Origin of the sequence: Modestobacter sp. L9-4 (assembly GCF_019112525.1) — a bacterium.
GTDB lineage: Bacteria > Actinomycetota > Actinomycetes > Mycobacteriales > Geodermatophilaceae > Modestobacter.
In genome coordinates this window covers 230,337-249,743 of sequence record NZ_CP077800.1, presented here as the reverse complement: position 1 = coordinate 249,743, position 19,407 = coordinate 230,337, and the positions used below count along the sequence as shown (strand labels likewise).

The following is a 19,407-nucleotide window of genomic DNA, read 5'->3' as shown; positions in this document are numbered from 1 at the left end:
TCCACATGTCGCTCGGCCGGTGCCGTCCCCACCTGGCGGCGGACCGACGTCGCCGGTCAGCCGCCGGCCAGCAGGGCCCGCACCGCCTCCAGGTCGTCGGCGTCGCCGGCGTCCTTGTCCGGCCGGTAGCGCAGCACCCGGGCGAACCGCAGCGCCACCCCGCCCGGGTAGCGGCTGCTGCGCTGGGCGCCGTCCAGGGCGATCTCCACGACCAGCTCCGGCCGCAGCAGCACACCCCACTCGTGGGTCTCCCGCGCCAGGCCGGGGAAGGTCGCGGTCTGCCAGTCCAGCAGCTCGTCGGTCATCCCCTTGAACGTCTTGCCGACCATCAGCGGCGGGCCACCGTCGGGGTCGCGGGCACCCAGGTGGATGTTCGACAGCCGCCCCGACCGCCGCCCGTAGCCCCACTCGGCGCCCAGGACGACGAGGTCCAGGGTGTGCACCGGCTTGACCTTCTGCCACGCCTTGCCCCGCCGGCCGGCTGCGTAGGGGGCGTCCAGCGCCTTGACCACCACGCCCTCGTGCCCGGCCGACAGCGCGTCGTCCAGCACCTGTGCCGCCTGCTCCCCGGTGGGGGACCGGACGCCGGGCATCCGCAGCGGCGCCTGCTCCTCGCCGGCCAGCAGCCCGGCCAGCGCGTCCAGCCGGGTCGACAGCGGCTCGTCGAGCAGGTCCCGGCCGTCCAGGTGCAGCAGGTCGAAGAAGAACGGGCTGAGCAGCACACCGGCGTCCGCGGCGTCGCTGCCGAAGCGGCTCATCGTGTCCTGGAAGGCCCGCGGGCGGCCGTCGTCGTCCAGGGCGAGGGTCTCCCCGTCCAGCACCGCGTTCGCGCACGGCAGCGCCCGCACCCGCTCGGCGAGCTCCGGGACGCCGTCGGTCACCTCGCGCAGCGTGCGTGTCCACACCCGGACGACGCCGCCGTCCTTGTGCACCTGGATGCGGGCGCCGTCGAGCTTGGCCTCCACGGTCACGTCGCTGCCCAGGTCGGCCAGCGCCGCGTCCAGGGACGACCCCGGGCTGGCCAGCATCGGCCGCACCGGGCGCCCCACCTGCAGGTGCACCGCCTCCAGTGCGGCCACGCCGCCCGACAACGCGGTCGCCGCGGTCTCCGGCAGCCGGCCCGAGAGCATGAACGCCCGCCGCACCGCCGCCGCCGGCACGTCCGCGGCGAGCGCCACCGCGTCGAGCACCACGCCCTCCAGCGCCCCCTGACGCAGCTCACCGGTGAGCAGCCGCACCAGGAAGCGCTGCTCGTCCGCGGTGGCCGCCGTCATCAGCGCGCCCACGGCTGCCTCGCGCCGGGCGGCGGACCCCGGGCCCGCGGTGGCAGCCAGCGCGGTCAGCGCGCCGTCGACCTCCGCGACGCCCAGCGCGGGCGCCCCCGCCGCGGTGTGCGCCGCCGCGCCCAGGCTGCGCCAGCCGACCCCGAGCCGACCCTGCCGCGGCTCACCCGCGAGCCAGGAGGTGACCGGCTCGACCTCGTCGGCACCGGCCCGGCGCAGCAGCTCGGCGATCAGGCCCGCCTTCGCCGTCCGGGAGCGGGTGGCCGCGACGGCGGCCGACGCGGCGACGACCTCGGCGAGCAGCACGGGGCCATGCTCCCAGCCCGGCGCCGGACGGGCCGGACGGTGCTCCACGCCGGCCGGGGGACCGGCGCCGGGACGCCGCCGTGGCCTGCGGCCCTACAGCGGGCCGTGGCCTCCGGCGGCGACGTTCGTGATGGCCATCCAGCCGAAGACGACGAGCAGCACCAGCACCTCCAGCGCGTACAGCTGCCAGCGGCCGTCGGAGATCTGCTGGCGGAGTCCCGGGCGCTGGTCGTCGCCTGCGCCCTGGTCGCGGACGGCGGGGGAGCGCTGCTCTCTGCGGACGTCGGGTCGGTGGTCGTGGGCGGTGGCCATGGCGTGCTCCAGGGGGCGGTCCCCGCCGGTGCGGGGGCGGTCGGGCTCCCGGCTCGGCTCGCGCGGGTGGCCCGGGCTTTCCCGGCGGGGCCGCGTTCTAGTCCTGTCCGCTCAGAGCAGCCGGTCGAGGTCGTCGGGGCCCGGGCCCGTGCCGCCCTTGTCCACCAGGGGCGAGGCCTCGTGGACGTCGTCGTCGGGGACGTCGGCCACGGGGGGCTCGGCCGCGACCGGGCCGGCGGCGTACAGGGTGCTGGGGTCCTTGGGGTCCATCTCGCGCATTCGCCTGGCCTACCCGGGTCCGCGCGGGGGAACCCACCGCCACCCGGAGGAGGGGACGCCGGTGGGCGAGACTGTGCCCGTGGACCGCCCCGACGCCCGCTGCCCCGCCCCCCGCGCCGCTGCGCAGGCCGGCCGATGACCCTCGCGCTGTCGGCGGTCGTGCTGCCCGACCGCCACCCGGTGTCGCAGTTCCTCACCGACGTGCAGGAGGCCGAGCGGGCCGGGGTCCGCACGGTGTGGACCTACGACCACCTCACCTGGCCGCTGCTGGCCGACAACCCCTGGTACGGCGCCGTCCCGCTGCTGGCCGCCGCTGCGGCGGTCACCGACCGGGTCCGGCTGGGCACCCAGGTCGCCTCGCCGAACTTCCGGCACCCGGTGCCCTTCGCCAAGGAGCTGATGACCCTCGACCAGCTCAGCGGCGGCCGGCTCGAGCTCGGCGTCGGCGTGGGCACCGAGGGCCCCGACGCGCTGGTGCTGGGGGAGGCGCCCCGCAGCCGGCGGGAGCGGGCCGACCGGTTCGGCGAGTGGCTGGGCCTGCTCGACCGGCTGCTGCGCGAGCCGGTGGTGACGGCGCACGGCGAGTTCTACGACGCCGTCGACGCCCACCAGCTGCCCGGCTGCGTGCAGCAGCCCCGGCTGCCGTTCACCGTCGCCGCGACCGGGCCGAAGGCGCTGCGGCTGGCCGCCCGGCACGGCCAGGCGTGGGTGACCTACGGCCCGTTCGGCGCCGCCGTCGAGCCCGAGGAGTGGTTCACCGCGGTGTCCGACCAGTCGCGTCGGCTCACCGAGGCCCTGGCGGAGGAGGGGCGTGCGCCCGGCGACGTCCGGCGCACCGTGCAGCTGGGGCTGGAGATGTACTGGCCGTTCGAGAGCGCCGACCGCTACGCCGACACCCTCGGCCGGCTGGCCGAGGCCGGCGTCGCCGAGGTCAGCGTGCACTGGCCCCGCCCGGACGGCCGCGGTCTGCCGCCGGCGGCGCTGCCGGTCGTGGCGGCAGCCCACCAGCTGTAGGCGGGGGTCCCCGAGGACCCTCGTTGTGCCCAACCGGTCGAACCGGGGAGGATGACCCGGCTGCCGGCCGGGCAACGGCGCCCGGCGGTCGGACCTGCCGGCCGCACCGGTGCGGAAGGCGGACGTGGACCAGCCCGTGACACCCCCCGGCGACGAGCGCGAGGCCGAGCGGCTGCGCGGTGAGCTGGCGATCGCCGCCGCCGGCATCGGCACGTTCGACTGGGACCTGGTCACCGGCCGGCTGGACTGGGACGACCGGCTGGTCGAGCTGTTCGGGTACTCCCTGGACACCTTCGACCGCCGCATCACCGGCTTCAACGACCGGTTGCACCCCGACGACCTCGACCGGGTCACCGCCGCGGTCCAGGCCGTCATCGAGACCGGCGGCGAGCTCTCCCTGCTGTACCGGGTCGTGCTCCCCGGCGGGGCCACCCGGTGGGTGTCCGCGCGCGGCCGCACGCTCACCGGCCCCGACGGCCGGGCCGTGCGGCTGCTGGGTGCGGCCTACGACGTCACCGACCAGCGGGACGCCGAGCAGGCCGTGACCCGGGTGCTGGAGGCCATGCCCGCCGGCTTCTACTCGCTGGACCGGGAGTGGCGCTTCACGCACGTCAACGCCGCCGGCGAGCACGTGCTGCAGCGCGGGCGCGACGAGCTGCTCGGGCGGGTCATCTGGGAGGAGTTCCCGGCCAGCGTCGGCTCGCCGTTCGAGGACGGCTACCGGCGGGCGGTGGCCACCGGCGCACCGGTCATCTTCGAGGCCCACTACCCGCCGCCGCTGGACGGGTTCTACGAGATGCGCGCCTGGCCGAGCCCCGACGGGCTGTCGGTCTACTTCCTCGACATCACCGCCCGGCGCCGCGAGCAGGAGCGGGCCGAGCAGGCCGCCGCGCGGCTGGCGCTGCTCGGCGCGGTCACCGAGCAGCTGACCGGCACGATGGAGGCCGAGCGGGCGGTCGCGCTGCTCGCCCAGCTCGTGGTGCCCACCCTCGGCGACTGGTGCATCGTCACCCTCGTCGACGAGGACGGCCGGCGCGGGATCCGGGACGTCGGCTGGTGGCACCGGGAGGAGTCGCTGCGGCCGCTGGTCGCCGACTATGCCCGGCTGCGCATCCCGGCCCTGCGGGACAGCTCCTTCGTGCAGCGGGCGCTGTCCGGCGGCCGTCCGGTGCCGATCGAGCGCGACGCGGCCGCAGCCGTGCAGCGGGTGCTGCTGCCGGGTGAGGCGCACGACCTCATCGGCCGGCTGGCGCCGGAGTCGATCGTGGTGCTGCCGCTGCGCGGCCGCGGGCGCACGGTGGGGCTGCTCACCCTGTTCAACGGGTCCGAGCGCGGGGGCATCCCCGCCGCGGACCTGGCCACCGCCGGTGAGGTGGCCTCCCGCGCGGGGCTCGCGCTGGACAACGCCCGGCGCTACGGGCAGCAGGTGGCCCTGGCCGAGCAGCTGCAGCGCAGCTTCCTCACCGCCCCGCCGGAGCCCGACCACGCCGAGATCGTCGCCCGCTACCTGCCCGCGACCGAGGCGGCGGCGGTCGGCGGTGACTGGTACGACGCCTTCCTCCAGCCCGACGGCGCCACGGTGCTGGTCATCGGCGACGTCGTCGGCCACGACATCGCGGCCGCGGCCACCATGGGGCAGCTGCGCAGCCTGCTGCGCGGCATCGCCACCTCCCACGACGAGGCCGGGCCCGCCGACGTGCTGCGCCGACTGGACACCTCGATGGAGCTGCTGCAGCTGGACACCCTGGCCACCGCCGCGGTGGCCCGCTTCGAGCAGGACGCCGGGCAGCGCGAGCGCGGGACCACCCGGATGCGCTGGTCCAGCGCCGGCCACCTGCCCCCGGTGGTCGTCCACCGCGACGGCACGGTCACCGCACTGGAGCCGGCCGGGCCGGCCGAGCTGCTGCTGGGGGTCGACCCGGGCACCCGGCGGACGGACAGCGTGGTCACCCTCGACCGGGGCGACACGGTGCTGCTGTTCACCGACGGACTGGTCGAGCGACGGGACTCCGACCTGGACGCCGGCACGGCCCGGCTGCTGGCGGTGCTGGCGGAGCTCGGCTCGCGGCCGCTGCAGGAGGTGTGCGACCTGCTCCTCGAGCGGCTCGTCGAGGGACGCCCGGACGACGACGTCGCGCTGGTCGCGGTGCGGCTGCACCGGCAGGACGGTCCACGCCCGGCCGAGGCGGGCCCGCGGCGCCTGCCGGGCTCGGTGCCCGACGAACCGGGCGAGTGACCCGGGTGCCGCGAACACACCTTCGAGGGAAGGTCAACCACCCGGCGGCTTGATCTTGCGCAGGGGCGGCCTAAGGTTGCAGGTCGACCGCGGCAGCTGCAGCCCCGCTGCCGTTTCCCCGTGCCGGTGACCGCCGCGCACGTCCACCCGGCCTCTCCGCCAGCACCCACGGGTGCGGCGACGCCGCCCGGCATCGGAGGAGAGACCCGCATGAGCGCCACCGACCTCGAGGTCCCCACCAGCACCGGTGACGAGCTCCCCGAGCCCGACTCCGCCACCCCCGTCGCCGAGGGCACCGCCCCCGCCGAGGCCGCCACCGACGGCGCTGCCGCCGCCGACGAGGTCGACCACGAGTGGGACGACGCCGCCGACGCGGTCGCACTGCGCCAGGCGCGCAAGGAGGCCGAGCTCACCGCCTCCACCGACTCCGTCCGCGCCTACCTCAAGCTCATCGGCCGCGTGAAGCTCCTCACCGCCGAGGAGGAGGTCGACCTCGCCAAGCGCATCGAGGCCGGCCTGTACGCCGGGTCCAAGCTCGAGGCCGCCGCCGAGAACGGCGAGAAGATGCCGGTGCAGATGCGCCGGGACCTCACCTGGATCCTCCGCGACGGCGAGCGCGCGAAGAACCACCTGCTGGAGGCCAACCTCCGCCTGGTGGTCTCCCTGGCCAAGCGCTACACCGGCCGCGGCATGTCGTTCCTGGACCTGATCCAGGAGGGCAACCTGGGCCTGATCCGCTCGGTGGAGAAGTTCGACTACACCAAGGGCTTCAAGTTCTCGACCTACGCGACGTGGTGGATCCGGCAGGCGATCACCCGCGCGATGGCCGACCAGGCCCGCACCATCCGCATCCCGGTGCACATGGTCGAGGTCATCAACAAGCTCGGCCGCATCCAGCGCGAGATGCTGCAGGAGCTGGGTCGCGAGCCCACCCCCGAGGAGCTCGCGAAGGAGATGGACCTGACCCCGGAGAAGGTGCTGGAGATCCAGCGCTACGCCCGGGAGCCGATCAGCCTGGACCAGACCATCGGCGACGAGGGCGACAGCCAGCTCGGTGACTTCATCGAGGACTCCGAGGCCGTCGTGGCCGTCGACGCGGTCAGCTTCGCGTTCCTGCAGGACCAGCTCAAGAGCGTGCTCGAGACGCTGTCCGAGCGCGAGGCCGGCGTCGTCCGGCTGCGCTTCGGCCTCACCGACGGCCAGCCGCGCACGCTGGACGAGATCGGCCAGGTCTACGGGGTCACCCGCGAGCGGATCCGGCAGATCGAGTCCAAGACGATGTCCAAGCTGCGCCACCCCAGCCGCTCGCAGGTCCTGCGCGACTACCTGGACTGACGACTACCTGGACTGAACGGGAGGACCCCCTCGCTCCCCGGGACCCGCTCCGCGCGCCCCGGGGCCCGGCGAGGGGGCCATCAGCTCCGCTGCGCGCCAGCCGCGGAGGGAGCTGACGAGGGCGAGTTCCTCCGCGGCGTGCAGGTCGGCGACGGTGAGCACGCGCTCGGTCAGCACGCCGTCGTCCAGCAGCCGGGCGCGCTCGACGCCGGGCAGGCAGCCCGACGCCGTCGGCGGGGTCCACCAGCGCCCGCCCATCCGGACGGCGAGGCTGGCGATCGTCGTCTCGGTGACCTCGCCGCGGTCGTTGACCAGCACCACGTCGTCCGCGCCGGGGTGCCGGTCCGCGCGGCGGTCGTAGACCTCCCGGCGGGTCGTCTTGTGGTGCAGCCACACGTCGCCGGGGTCGACCGGGTCGTCGTCCACGGCGAGGGTCACCGGGCGGTCGGGTGCGGCCGGTGCGTCCCGGACGCCGGCCGTCACGGTGCCGGCCCGGACGACGGTGAGCCGTACGCGGCTCGGCGCCGACCGCCCCGCCACCGCCCGGGCCACGGCCGCCCGCACCGCGCCGGGGTCCAGCGCGAACCCGAAGTACGCCGCGGAGTCCGTGAGCCGGGCCAGGTGCCGGTCCAGGTGGCGTGCTCCCTCGGCCGGTGACCAGTGCAGCGTCTCGACCAGCGCGTGGTCACCTGCCCCGGCGCGCAGGACCGCGGCCTTGGCGTGCAGCTCGGCGCGCTCGGCGGCCGGCTGCGAGTCCCAGGTGATGCCGCCGCCGGCGCCGTAGACGGCCTGCCCGGTCGCCCGGTCGACCACCGCGGTGCGGATCGCGACGCTGAACCGCGCCCGGAACGGCGAGCCCGGCGGGGCGACCAGCCCGATCGCCCCGCAGTAGACCCCGCGCGGCGTCGGCTCCAGGTCGCGGACCAGCCGCATCGTGCGGGCCTTCGGCGCACCGGTCACCGAGCCGCACGGGAACAGCGCGCGCAGCAGGTCGACCAGGCCGACGTCCGCCCGCAGCCGCGCGGTGACCTCGCTGGTCAGCTGCCAGACCGTGGGGTAGCGCTCGAGGCTGAACAGCTCGGGCACGTGCACGGTGCCGGGGCGGGCGACGCGGCCCAGGTCGTTGCGCAGCAGGTCGACGATCATCAGGTTCTCCGCCTGCTCCTTCGCCGAGGCGCGCAGCACCGCCGCCCGGTCGGCGTCGTCGGCGGTGGTCACCCCGCGCGGGGCGGTGCCCTTCATCGGCCGGGTGCGCACGAGGTCGCCGGACCACTCGAGGAAGAGCTCGGGGCTGGCGCTGGCGACCACGGTGTCGCCGGTGTCGAGGAAGGCGTTGTGCGCACCGCGCTGGGCGAGTGCGAGGTCGGCGTAGAGCGCCTCGGGGTCGTCCACCCCGGTGGTCCGCAGCCGGTCGGTGAGGTTGCACTGGTAGGTCTCACCGGCGGCGATGTGCGCCCGGACGACGTCCACCGCGGCCGCGTGCTCGGCGTCGGACCAGTCCGGTGTCCACTCCGGTCCCTGCGCCCGCCCCGAGGGCGCCAGGGGCGCGGTCGGCTCGGGTGGTCCGCCGATCCCGAACCACGCCAGCGGGCTGCCGTCGGGCCCGGCGGTCACCAGGGACGGGTCCAGACCGGGAGCGGCCTCGTAGGCGAGGAAGCCGAACGCCCACTCGCCTGCCGCCGTCGCCGCCTCGACCTCGGCCAGCACCGGGACGACGTCCTCGGGCCGGCGCGCGACCAGCACCCGGCGCGGCGGCGGGCAGCGCAGCGCCGTGCCGGTCGTGAGGTCGTCGAAGCGGGCCCACGGCGCGGACGCACCTGCAGCGGGGACGGTCATCGGCACCAGCCTGCCCGACGGTTCCGCACCGCCCGCGCGGGGAAGGCACGTCCCGTGCCCCACGTGACCGCGCCCGGCGTCCCGCCCACCTACGTCGACGGCACCCGGCTGTGGGTGGACTCGCGGCTGCGTGCCCGGGTCCAGCGCACCGCCGAGGCGCCGATCCTGCTCCGCCTCGGCGGCCCCGTGCCCGGGGGCCGGGTGCTCGAGCTGGGCAGCGGCCGCCGCGGCACCGGGCTGCGGCTGGCGCTGGACACCTTCGGGGCCGCGCACGCCGACGGCGTCGAGCTCTACGGGCCCAGCGTGCGGGCCTCCCGCGAGGCGCTGCGCGACCTGGGCGACCGGGTCGACGTGCAGGCCGGCGACGCCACTGCGCTGGCCGCCGCCGACGGCAGCTACGACGCGGTCTTCGCCCACCACGTGCTGCACCACGCGGTCGACTGGCGCCGTGTCGTCGCCGAGGCCGCCCGGGTCCTGCGTCCCGGCGGCCGGTTCTACTCCTGCGAGATGACCGCCCGGTTCGTCGACAGCCGCCCGCTGCGGGCCGTGGCCTTCCACCCCGCGGACGGCGACCGGCCCACCCCGGCCACGGTCGCGTCCGCCGCCCGCTCGGTCGGGCTGACCGTCGTCGGCCAGGAGAACAGGCTGCTCGGCTGCTGGACCGGCCTCGTGGCCGCCAAGCAGTGAGCGCGCCGCTGGACACGGTCCGGCAGGCACTGCACCTGCTCCGCCGGCACGCGCGGGCGGCCTACCTCGTCGCGCTGGCGGCCACGCTGGTCAACACCGTCCCCGACGTGCTGCGGCAGGTGCTCGTCTGGGACGACCCCAGCCGGGCCGCCGCGCTGGCCGTCGACGTCGTCGGCTTCGGCACCGGCCTGCTGGCCCAGCTGTGGGTGACCGGCGCGCTCGCCGCCCTGCCCGCGGGGGAGCGGCCGGTGCTGTCCGGCGCCCTGGGGCGCGGCACGCGGCTGGCGGTGCGGGCCGTCCGGCTGGCGCCGCTCACGGTGCTCGCCGGCGTCGTCCTCGGCGGTGCGGTGTCGGCGCTGCTGACCGTCCCGGCCTCGGTCGCCGCGCTCGGGTCCGCCCGGGTGCTCGGCCCGCTCGACGCCCCGGGTGTGGGCGCCTTCACCGTCGCCGCGGTCAGCGACGTGGTGGCCAGCGCCGTCACGCTGCCGTTCCTCGCGCTGGTGGTGGTCCTCGTCGCTGGAGGCCGCCGGTTGGCCGCTCCCGCCGCCGGGCAGTGATCACCCATGGCCGAGGAATGGGACATCACCCGCAAGACAGTCGGGACCGTGTCGATCTGGCTGGGGACGGCCGCGCTGTTCGTGCCGCGTGCGCTCCCCAGGCTGCTCGGTCTGGACCCGGAGGCGACCCGCACCGACGTCGCGCTGCCGCTGCTGGTGCGGCTGATCGCCGCCCGCAACATCGCGATGGGCGCGGCGCTGCTGGTCACGCCCGCGCCCCAGGCCAAGCGCACCACCGAGGTGACGCTGCTGCTGACCACGCTGGACGCGGCTGCGGTGCTCGTCTCCCGCCACCGCCGCAACGTGGCACCCCGCAGCGCCGGGCTCTCGCTGACCGTGCTGGCGACCTCGGCGGCCGGCGCCGTCCGCTGGCACCGCCGCTGACCGGCACACCCGCCTCACCGACCGCCTCCACCGACGCACGCACCGACGCACGCACGCACGCACCCAGGAGAGACCCATGGCCGTGAACCCCACGGAGCCCGACCGCACCCCCGACGGCAGCACGGGGCGGATCCCGAAGAACCGCGCCCGCGCCCTCATCATCGGCACCTTCGTGCTGATCGTCGTGGTTATCTTCGCCTACATGCTGCTGGTCGGCCTGAACGCCTGACCGTCCCGCGCCGGCTGCCCGCCGCTCAGCCGACGGGCAGCCGGCCGACGCGGGGCCGCCAGCCGAACGGCGGGTCCTCGCCGACCAGGCCGTCGACCGCCTCCCGCAGCAGGTCGGCGTGCCCGGTGTGCCGGCCGTACTCCTCGACCAGGTCGCACACCAGCCGCCGCAGGCTGGCGTGCGTGCCGTCGGGGCCGGTCAGGTCGACGGGCTGGTCGAGCCCACCCGCGGCGAGTGCGGCGTCCAGCCGCGCGCGGGACCGGGCGACCGCGTCGTCCCAGTACGCGTAGAGCTGCTCGGGGGTGTCGTCGGCGGCGGAGGTGAACGCCCAGTCGTCGCCGCCGGCCCACACCGACTCCCACGGCTCCCCGATCCGGGCGCCGCTCAGCCGCCGGGTGGACACGTCGTCCTCCACGCTGGCGAGGTGCTTGAGCAGGCCGCCGAGGGTGAGCGCGGACGCACCGACCCGGGCCTGCAGCCCGGCGGCGTCCAGGTCGGCGGTCTTCCAGCGGAAGGTGGTGCGCAGCCGGCCCAGCACGCCGAGCAGGTGCTCGGCGTCGGTGCCGGCGAACGGTGGTTCCCAGGGCGGCAGCTCGGTCATGCCGGCACCGTAGGGGGCGGGTCCGACATCCGGTGGGTGGTTTGCCGCGCCCCTGCGGGCGGGCACCGCGACGTCCATGGACGCCGAGGTGACCCTGACCGTCGACGGGACGCGGCATCAGCTGCCCGTCGACACCCGCACGACGCTGCTGGACCTGATGCGCGAACGGCTGGGCAACACCAGCCCGAAGAAGGGCTGCGACCACGGCCAGTGCGGCGCCTGCACGGTGCTGCTCGACGGGCAGCGGCAGCTCAGCTGCCTGGCCCTGGCCGTGGCCCACGACGGCGCGGAGATCACCACTGCCGACGGGCTGGCCCCGGCCGGGGAGCTGCACCCGGTGCAGCAGGCGTTCCTGGACAACGACGCCTTCCAGTGCGGCTACTGCACGCCGGGGCAGGTCTGCTCCGCGGTCGGGGTGCTCGACGAGGTGTCCCGCGGGTGGCCCAGCCACGCGACCGCCGACCTCACCGGCGAGGTGGAGCTGAGCCACGACGAGGTCGCCGAGCGGATGAGCGGCAACCTGTGCCGCTGCGCCGCCTACGCCAACATCGTCCCGGCCGTGCAGCAGGCCGGCGGCGCGCGGTGAAGCCGTTCGCCTACGTCCGCCCGAGCGACGTCGCCGAGGCCGTGCGGGACGTCGCCGCCGAGCCCAACGCCGTCTTCCTGGCCGGCGGCACCAACCTCGTCGACCACCTCAAGCTCGGTGTCGCCCGGCCCGACCTGGTCGTCGACGTCCGCACGCTCACCTCCCGCGAGGTCACCGACCTCCCCGACGGCGGCCTGCGGCTGGGTGCGGCCTCGACCAACAGCGAGGTCGCCGCCGACCGGCGGGTGCGCGAGCGGTACCCGGTGCTCGCCCAGGCGCTGCTGGCCGGCGCGACCGGGCAGCTGCGCAACACCGCCACCACCGGCGGCAACCCGCTGCAGCGCACCCGGTGCGTGTACTTCCAGGACGTGACGACCCCGTGCAACAAGCGGGAGCCGGGCAGTGGCTGCGCCGCCGTCGGCGGCTACACCCGCTATCACGCGATCCTGGGGACGACGGCCGCGCTGCCGGACCCCACGGCGGCGGAGACCTGCATCGCCACGCACCCCTCGGACATGGCGGTGGCGCTGGCCGCCCTCGACGCGCAGGTGCAGGTGCTCGGCCCGACGGGGGAGCGCACCCTCCCGTTCACCGAGCTGCACCGGCTCCCCGGTGACGACCCGTCGAGGGACACCACGCTGGCGCACGGTGAGCTGATCACCGCGATCGACCTCCCGCCGCTGCCGGCGGGCACCCGCAGTACCTACCGCAAGGTGCGCGACCGGGCCTCCTACGCCTTCGCCCTGGTGTCGGTGGCCGCGGTCGTCGTCCCGGGCGGGGACGTGCGGATCGCCCTGGGCGGCGTCGCCCACACGCCGTGGCGGGCCACCCGCGCCGAGGAGCTGCTGCGCGGGGCCGAGCTCACCGACGACGCCGTCCGTGCCGCCATGGACGTCGAGCTGGCCGCCGCCCAGCCGCAGCCCGGTGAGGGCGGCGGCAACGGCTTCAAGGTCCCGCTCGTCCACCGCACGGTGGTCGCCACCCTGCGCGCGCTCACCCCGGAGGGGCAGTCATGACCGACCTGCTGGAGCCGCACGCGATCGGGCAGTCGCTCGTCCGCCGCGACGGCGTGGACAAGGTGCGCGGCACCGCCACCTACGCGTTCGAGACCGACGTGGAGCACCCGGCGTTCTGCCACCCGGTGCAGGCCACGATCGCGCTGGGCCGGGTGACCGCGATGGACACCGCCGCGGCCGAGGCGCTGGACGGCGTGCTCGCGGTGCTCACCCCGTTCAACGCCGAGCGGCTGGCCTCGACCGAGGACGCCGAGTACGCCGTCCTGCAGTCGCCGGAGGTCGCCTTCCGCGGGCAGCTGATCGGGGTGGTCGTCGCCGAGACCTCCGAGCTCGCCCGCGAGGTGGCCGACGGGATCACGGTGACCTACGCCGAGCAGCCGCACGACAGCGTGCTGCGCACCGACCACCCGGGTCTGTACGCGCCGGAGGAGGTCAACGCCGGGCACCCCACCGACACCGCCGAGGGCGACGTCGCGGCCGCGATGGCGTCGGCGGAGGTGACGGTGGAGCACACGTACGACACCCAGATGCTGCACAACAACCCGATCGAGCCGCACGCCACGACGGCGCTGTGGGAGGACGGGTCGCTGACGCTGTGGGACTCCACCCAGGGCGTGCACCCCGACCGGGCCGCGGTCAGCGAGGTCTTCGGCCTGGACGAGGAGCGGGTGCGGGTCGTCTGCCCCTACGTGGGCGGCGGCTTCGGTTCCAAGGGCAACCCGCACGCGAACGTCATGCTGGTGACCATGGCGGCCCGTGCCGTGCCGGGGCGTCCGGTGAAGCTCGCGCTCACCCGGCAGCAGATGTTCTTCCTCACCGGGTACCGCACCCCGACGATCCAGCGGGTGCAGCTGGCCGCCGACCACCGCGGCCGGCTGTCGGCGATCGCGATCGACGTGGTCGAGCAGACCTCGAAGGTCAAGGAGTTCGCGGAGCAGACCGGCGTCCCGACGCGGATGATGTACGCCTCGCCCAACCGGCGCACCACCCACCGGCTGGCCCCCCTCGACGTGCCGATCCCGTCGTGGATGCGGGCACCGGGGGAGTGCCCGGGCATGTTCGGCCCCGAGGTCGCTATGGACGAGCTGGCCGGGGCACTCGGCATGGACCCGGTGCAGCTGCGCATCGTCAACGAGCCCGACGTCGACCCCGACACCGGGAAGCCGTGGTCGAGCCGGCACCTGGTCGAGTGCCTGCGCGAGGGCGCCGAGCGCTTCGGCTGGGACACCCGCGGGCCCGGCCGGCGGCGGGAGGGCGACTGGCTGGTCGGCTACGGCGTCGCCTCCTCCGTCTACCCGACCATGCGGCAGGCGACGTCGACGGCGAACGTGCGGTTCACCGACGGGCGGTACGCCGTCGAGATCGGCGCGGCCGACCTCGGCACCGGCGCCTGGACCGTGCTGCCGCAGATCGCCGCCGACGCCCTCGGGGTCGACGTCGCCGACGTCGACGTCCACATCGGGGACACCCGGTACCCGACGGCCTCGGTCGCCGGCGGCTCCTCGGGCACCAACACCTGGGGCTCGGCGATCGTGCAGGCCGCCCGGGAGTTCCGCGGCAAGTACGGCACCGACCCCCGCGACGGCGACGAGGCCTCCGGCGACGTGGACCAGGCGGCGATGGACGACGCGCACGCCGCCTACGCCTTCGGCGCCCAGTTCGTCGAGACCCGGGTGAACGCCGACACCGGCGAGATCCGGGTTCCCCGGCTGATCGGCGTCTTCGCGGCCGGCCGGATCATCAACCCGCGCACGGCCCGGTCGCAGCTCATCGGCGGCATGACCATGGGGCTGTCGATGGCGCTGCACGAGAACAGCGTCTTCGACACCCGGATCGGCCAGGTCGCCAACCACGACCTCGCCGAGTACCACATCACCGTCAACGCCGACGTGCAGCAGATCGAGGCGCACTGGCTCGACGAGCACGACCCGTACGTCAACGCGATGGGTGCCAAGGGCATCGGCGAGATCGGCATCACCGGGACGGCGGCGGCGGTGGTCAACGCCGTCCACCACGCCACCGGTGTCCGGGTGCGTGGCCTGCCGGTGACGCTGGACAAGGTCCTCGCCGGCCTCGACTGAGCCCCCGGCCCGTCGGGTGACCGCCCGACGGGCCGGTGTGCGGTCGTGCACCACCGGGTAGCGCACGAGGGAGCCCGACCGGCGCCGCGCTGCTGCGCACCGGACGTCCGAGAACCCCAGGAGACCCCGTGGCCCTGAGCTACCCCACCCTGCCCGGTGACATCGACCACCTGATCGCCGACGACCACGCCGTCGTCGAGCGCCAGTTCCAGCACCTGGAGGCCCACCGCGGCAACCGGCGCGTGCTGGTCGACCAGGTCTCGACCGAGCTGTCGATGCACGCCTTCGCCGAGGAGACCGTCCTCTACCCGATCTGGACCGAGATCGGGATGGTGGAGGAGAACCACGACGCCACCGGCGAGCACCAGGAGATCAAGGACCTGCTCGTCGTCCTGGGCGACACCCAGCCCGGCGAGCCCGCGTTCGAGGAGGCGCTCACGACGCTGATGGCCGTCGTCCGGCACCACGTGGGCGACGAGGAGGGCCAGGAGCTGCCCGAGTTCCGCTCCAAGGTCGGGGCCGAGCGGATGGCACAGCTCGGCGAGGACTTCCTCACCGCCAAGCGCCGCGGCCCGACCAACCCGCACCCCGCCGCCCCCAACGGCGGCATCAAGGAGAAGATCGTCGGTGCCCTGGCCGCACCGGTCGACCTGGTCCGCGACCGGGTCTCCGGCGCCGACGCGGAGGCCGCCACCGACGCCAGCGGGCTGCTCAACCCGCAGGCGCAGGCGATCGTCGACGCGCATGCCTCGCTGCGGCCGCTGCCGTTCGAGACGCTGACGCCGAAGGAGGCCCGCAAGCAGCCCGGCCCCGACGACGCCGTCAAGAAGGTCATGGCCGACCGCGGACTGGAGGGCCCTGAGCCCGTCGGCTCGGTGCAGGACCTGTCCATCCCCGACGGCGCCGGCGGCACCCAGACGCTGCGCGTCTACACCCCGGCTGACCCCGCCGTGGGCCGGCTGCCGGTGATCATGTGGGTGCACGGCGGCGGGTGGGTGCTGTTCGACATCGACACCTACGACGCGTCGTGCCGGGCGCTGTCGAACAAGACCGGCGCGATCATCGTGTCGCCGGACTACCGGCGCGCCCCCGAGGCGGTCTTCCCGGCCAGCCACGACGACGTGATCACCGCCTGGCGCTGGCTGGTGCTCAACGCCGCCGAGATGGGCGGGGACCCCGCCCGCATGGCCATCGGTGGCGAGTCCGTCGGCGGGAACATGGCCGCCGCGACCAGCCTGCAGCTGGCCGAGGCCCACGAGCCGATGCCGCGCGCGCAGGTGCTGGTCTATCCGCTGACCACCGGTGAGCAGTTCGGCGAGTCGATGGAGGACGCCGCCGACGCCCGCCCGCTGAACCGGCCGCTGCTGTCCTGGATGGCGCTGCACGCGTTCCAGGGCAAGCCGGAGGCCGGCACCGACCCGCGCATCGCGCTGCTGGACTGGACGGCCGAGCAGCGCGCGGTCATGCCGCCCACGCTGGTCATCACCGACGAGCGCGACGTGCTGCGCAGCCAGGGCCAGCAGTTCGCCCAGGACCTCGAAGCGGCCGGGGTGGAGACCACCCACCGCTACTTCCCGGGCGTCATGCACGAGTTCTTCGGCGCCTCCGCGGTGCTGGAGGACGCCGAGCAGGCCCAGCAGGACGCGGCGGCGCACTTCCTGGCCGCCTTCGAGCGCCCCGCCGCCGCGGCGGTGTGACCTCCCACCGGCCCCCGCTGGACGCGGGGGCCGGTGCGCTACCCACCTCGAACGGCCCTCCCGGGCGCGACCCCGAGAGGACATCCGTGACCGGCACTGCGCAGGACCAGCAGGACGCGCCCGCAGGCGATGACCCGAAGCGCTGGACGGCGCTGTGGGTGACCCTCGTCGTCGGCTTCATGACGCTGCTCGACGTCAGCATCGTCTCCGTCGCCCTGCCCTCGCTCCAGGAGGGGCTGGGCGCCTCCCCGGCCACCGTGCAGTGGGTGGTGTCCGGCTACGCGCTCGCATTCGGCATCGCGCTGGTGCCGGCCGGGCGGCTCGGGGACGCCTTCGGCCGCCGCCGGCTGTTCCTCATCGGCCTGGTCGCCTTCGTCGTCTGCAGCGCGGCCGCCGGGGCCGCGCCGACCGCCGGGCTGCTCATCGCCGCCCGGCTGGCCCAGGGTGTGGCGGCCGGCGTCCTGGCGCCGCAGAACTCGGCGCTGATCCAGCAGCTGTTCCGCGGCCCGGAGCGCGGACGGGCGTTCGGCTTCTTCGGCGCGACGGTCGGCATCTCCACCGCCGTCGGCCCGGTGGTGGGCGGCGCGCTGCTCGCGCTGGCATCCGGTCCCGATGGCTGGCGGTGGATCTTCTACGTCAACGTGCCGATCGGCGTGGTGGCCTTCGTGCTCGCCCTGCGCCTGATCCCCGCACGCGAGGCCGCCGGGCACGGGCGGATCGACGTCCCCGGCGTCCTGCTCCTCGGCACCGGGGCGCTGGCGCTGCTCTTCCCGCTGGTGCAGGCCGAGTCCGGCGGGCTCACCCGGTACTGGTGGTGCTTCCCGATCGGGGTCGTGCTGCTGGTGGCCTTCTGGTCGTGGGAACAGCGGGTGGTGCGGTCGGGCAAGGACCCGGTGTTCGACCCGCGGCTGGTCACCGGGACCCGCGGCTACGCGCCCGGCGTGGCGCTCGGCACCGTCTACTTCGTCGGCTTCAGCGGCATCTGGCTGACCTTCGCGCTGTTCTTCCAGACCGGCCTGGGCTGGACGCCGTTGCAGTCCGGGCTCGCCGTCACGCCCTTCGCCGTGGGATCGGCGTCGGCCGCGGTGATCGCCGGCCGGCTGGTCGAGCGGTACGGCCGGGCGCTGACGGTGTTCGGCCTGACCGGGGTGGCGGTCGGGCTCACCGCGACGGCGCTGCTGATCGCCACCGTGCCGGAGGGGGCGACCGGCTGGGCGATCGCGCCGACCCTGCTGCTGGCCGGCATCGGCGGCGGGTTCGTCATCTCGCCCAACGTGACGCTCACGCTGCGCGACGTCCCCGTGGAGCAGGCGGGCTCGGCCGGTGGGGCACTGCAGACCTTCCAGCGCTTCGGCGGCGCCATCGGCACCGCGGCCCTGCCCGGGCTGTTCTACCTCGTGCTCGCCCACACCGACCAGCGCTTCCCGCTGGCGGCCGCGGCCGCGCTCGCGGTGGCCGTGGTGGGTGCGCTGGCAGCGCTGGTCATCGGCGTCCTGGACTGGCGGCACGACCGCCGGGACGAGGCGGAGGAGGAGCGTGACCGGGCGCAGGAGCACCGCCACCACGCGACCGCGCACCCGTGACCTGCACCCCTGACCACTCCAGCGAGGAGGTGGGCCGTCTCCCGGGCCGCGTGCAGCGACCCGGGAGACGGCGCCGGTTCACAGACCGTTCCGGGTGGTCCCGTAAACGGCCTGGTCGTGCGTGAAGCCCTCGTACTCGAGCTGGTCGATGAGCCCGTCGCGGGAGAACGACGAGTACTTCAGGTACGACGCACCCTTCTTGACCGCCTGCTGGTACCAGTCCACGCCCAGGCTGTCGACGGCCCAGGTCGAGTCCTGGAGGGAGAACTTCTCGTACTGCAGTTGCTCGATGAGGCCGGACCGCGAGAAGGCGGAGTACTTGAGGTAGTCCTGTGCCTTCTGCCGGGCGTTCGCCGCAGCGACGCTCGGCGGGTCGACCTGGGCGCCGGTCTGCGGCGTCCAGGTGATCGAGCCGCGCTCGAAGTTCTCCCGCTTTCCGCCCGGCACGTCGTACTCACCGGTCGTGGGGAAGCCCAGCGCTGACTCCTGCCAGCCCATGGAGGCCCACTTGTCCCGGATGGCGCCCTGGACGATGTGCGCGCCGTTGGCCGGGGACCAGTAGATCGAGCCGCCCTGGAAGTGGTTGACCGCACCGCCGGCCACCGGGGTCTCGCTGGTGGTCGGGAACCCGAGGAAGCCGTTCTCGTAGCCGGCCGTGCCCCACCGGTCGCGGATGGCCCCGCGGACGGCCTGGGCGCCCGTGGCAGGGGAGAAGTAGATCGAGCCGCCGGAGAAGCCGGTGTACACACCCCGGCGGTTGGGGGTCCCGAGCTCGTTGGTCGTGGGGAAGCCGAGCTCGGAGTTCTCCCAGCCCAGCGAGGCCCACTTGTCGCGGATGGCGCCGTGCACCTCGTGCGCGCCGGTGGGCCCGGACCAGTAGATCGAGCCGCCCTGGAAGTGCTGCCCTGCGCCACCGCGCACCGGGGACTCGTCGGTCACGGGGAACCCGGGGGTGCCGTTCTCCCACCCGAGCGCGGCCCAGGTGTCCCGGATCGCGCCGCGGACGGCGTGCGCGCCAGAGGCAGGCGACCAGTAGATCGACCCGTACTGGAAGTGGTTGACGGCACCGTAGACGCGGGGCGTGCCCTGCTCGTCGGTCGTCGGGTAGCCGAGCGCGCCGCCCGGACCGCCCACGGCGTTGTACCGGGCCAGGATGTCGCCGTGGACGTCGTGCGTACCGGTGGCGGGCGAGGTGAACAGGTCGGCGTGGGCTGCCGGCGCGGCACCCAGGGCCACCGCGAGCGTCAACCCCCCGACGGCGAGCGTCTTCCGCAGGGCGTGCCCTGAGGAGGAGGTGGGGTGTGCGTCGCGTGACATGCCGCTCCTGTGCTGTGAGGTGACTGGGCCTGCGGGAGATTCTCAGTGCGCAACCATCCGAAGTACAG

Annotated in this window: 18 protein-coding genes; 12 read left to right on the top strand and 6 right to left on the bottom strand. The window is 75.1% G+C overall.

Annotated elements, in window-relative coordinates:
• Positions 1-56 precede the first annotated feature (56 nt).
• The 3 genes from KUM42_RS01155 to KUM42_RS01145 all read right to left on the bottom strand — a co-directional run bounded on the left by KUM42_RS01155 (position 57) and on the right by KUM42_RS01145 (position 2,180).
• The gene (locus tag KUM42_RS01155; protein WP_237494490.1) at positions 57-1,589 is read right to left on the bottom strand and encodes an ATP-dependent DNA ligase; all 1,533 of its coding nucleotides are present in this window, start codon (positions 1,587-1,589) and stop codon (positions 57-59) included.
• A gap of 93 nt (positions 1,590-1,682) precedes the next feature.
• Positions 1,683-1,901, bottom strand: a complete 219-nt coding sequence (locus KUM42_RS01150; RefSeq protein WP_237494489.1) for a hypothetical protein — start codon at positions 1,899-1,901, stop codon at positions 1,683-1,685.
• 111 nt (positions 1,902-2,012) lie between these two features.
• Positions 2,013-2,180: a hypothetical protein gene (locus KUM42_RS01145; RefSeq protein WP_237494488.1), complete on the bottom strand. Its 168-nt coding sequence runs from the start codon at positions 2,178-2,180 to the stop codon at positions 2,013-2,015.
• 135 nt (positions 2,181-2,315) lie between these two features.
• Here KUM42_RS01145 and KUM42_RS01140 point away from each other — a divergent pair, with 135 nt between their 5' ends.
• The 3 genes from KUM42_RS01140 to KUM42_RS01130 all read left to right on the top strand — a co-directional run bounded on the left by KUM42_RS01140 (position 2,316) and on the right by KUM42_RS01130 (position 6,765).
• The gene (locus tag KUM42_RS01140; protein WP_237494487.1) at positions 2,316-3,194 is read left to right on the top strand and encodes an LLM class flavin-dependent oxidoreductase; all 879 of its coding nucleotides are present in this window, start codon (positions 2,316-2,318) and stop codon (positions 3,192-3,194) included.
• A 136-nt stretch (positions 3,195-3,330) separates the two neighbouring features.
• Positions 3,331-5,430, top strand: coding sequence for a SpoIIE family protein phosphatase (locus tag KUM42_RS01135; protein ID WP_237494486.1), 2,100 nt, complete (start codon positions 3,331-3,333; stop codon positions 5,428-5,430).
• A 210-nt stretch (positions 5,431-5,640) separates the two neighbouring features.
• Positions 5,641-6,765, top strand: coding sequence for an RNA polymerase sigma factor (locus KUM42_RS01130; protein ID WP_237494485.1), 1,125 nt, complete (start codon positions 5,641-5,643; stop codon positions 6,763-6,765).
• Positions 6,766-6,768: 3 nt separating this feature from the next.
• On the opposite strand, the gene pabB is transcribed toward KUM42_RS01130, so the two are convergent.
• Complete coding sequence (gene pabB / locus KUM42_RS01125; protein WP_237494484.1) at positions 6,769-8,601, bottom strand: aminodeoxychorismate synthase component I; 1,833 nt, start codon at positions 8,599-8,601, stop codon at positions 6,769-6,771.
• 54 nt (positions 8,602-8,655) lie between these two features.
• Here pabB and KUM42_RS01120 point away from each other — a divergent pair, with 54 nt between their 5' ends.
• The 4 genes from KUM42_RS01120 (at position 8,656) to KUM42_RS01105 (ending at position 10,458) form a co-directional block, all read left to right on the top strand.
• On the top strand, positions 8,656-9,288 hold the full coding sequence (locus KUM42_RS01120) for a class I SAM-dependent methyltransferase (protein WP_237494483.1): 633 nt from the start codon (positions 8,656-8,658) through the stop codon (positions 9,286-9,288).
• A complete protein-coding gene (locus tag KUM42_RS01115) occupies positions 9,285-9,845 on the top strand; it encodes a hypothetical protein (protein WP_237494482.1) in 561 nt (186 codons plus the stop codon). The genes KUM42_RS01120 and KUM42_RS01115 overlap by 4 nt, the downstream gene beginning before the upstream one ends.
• Before the next feature lie 48 nt (positions 9,846-9,893).
• Positions 9,894-10,229, top strand: coding sequence for a DUF4267 domain-containing protein (locus KUM42_RS01110; RefSeq protein WP_237494481.1), 336 nt, complete (start codon positions 9,894-9,896; stop codon positions 10,227-10,229).
• Positions 10,230-10,305: 76 nt separating this feature from the next.
• Positions 10,306-10,458 carry a hypothetical protein gene (locus tag KUM42_RS01105; RefSeq protein ID WP_237494480.1) on the top strand — a complete coding sequence of 51 codons (153 nt, stop codon included), beginning with the start codon at positions 10,306-10,308 and terminating at the stop codon, positions 10,456-10,458.
• A gap of 25 nt (positions 10,459-10,483) precedes the next feature.
• On the opposite strand, the gene KUM42_RS01100 is transcribed toward KUM42_RS01105, so the two are convergent.
• A complete protein-coding gene (locus tag KUM42_RS01100) occupies positions 10,484-11,059 on the bottom strand; it encodes a DUF664 domain-containing protein (RefSeq protein WP_237494479.1) in 576 nt (191 codons plus the stop codon).
• 76 nt (positions 11,060-11,135) lie between these two features.
• Here KUM42_RS01100 and KUM42_RS01095 point away from each other — a divergent pair, with 76 nt between their 5' ends.
• The 5 genes from KUM42_RS01095 (at position 11,136) to KUM42_RS01075 (ending at position 18,022) form a co-directional block, all read left to right on the top strand.
• The gene (locus tag KUM42_RS01095) at positions 11,136-11,645 is read left to right on the top strand and encodes a 2Fe-2S iron-sulfur cluster-binding protein (RefSeq protein ID WP_237494478.1); all 510 of its coding nucleotides are present in this window, start codon (positions 11,136-11,138) and stop codon (positions 11,643-11,645) included.
• Complete coding sequence (locus KUM42_RS01090; RefSeq protein ID WP_237494477.1) at positions 11,642-12,661, top strand: xanthine dehydrogenase family protein subunit M; 1,020 nt, start codon at positions 11,642-11,644, stop codon at positions 12,659-12,661. The genes KUM42_RS01095 and KUM42_RS01090 overlap by 4 nt, the downstream gene beginning before the upstream one ends.
• Entirely contained in the window at positions 12,658-14,742 is a 2,085-nt protein-coding gene (locus KUM42_RS01085; RefSeq protein WP_237494476.1) for a xanthine dehydrogenase family protein molybdopterin-binding subunit, read from the top strand. The genes KUM42_RS01090 and KUM42_RS01085 overlap by 4 nt, the downstream gene beginning before the upstream one ends.
• 128 nt (positions 14,743-14,870) lie before the next feature.
• On the top strand, positions 14,871-16,439 hold the full coding sequence (locus tag KUM42_RS01080) for an alpha/beta hydrolase fold domain-containing protein (RefSeq protein ID WP_237494475.1): 1,569 nt from the start codon (positions 14,871-14,873) through the stop codon (positions 16,437-16,439).
• Between the two features lie 86 nt (positions 16,440-16,525).
• Positions 16,526-18,022, top strand: coding sequence for an MFS transporter (locus KUM42_RS01075; protein ID WP_237494474.1), 1,497 nt, complete (start codon positions 16,526-16,528; stop codon positions 18,020-18,022).
• A 78-nt stretch (positions 18,023-18,100) separates the two neighbouring features.
• On the opposite strand, the gene KUM42_RS01070 is transcribed toward KUM42_RS01075, so the two are convergent.
• Entirely contained in the window at positions 18,101-19,339 is a 1,239-nt protein-coding gene (locus KUM42_RS01070; protein ID WP_237494473.1) for an Ltp family lipoprotein, read from the bottom strand.
• Positions 19,340-19,407: the final 68 nt, after the last annotated feature.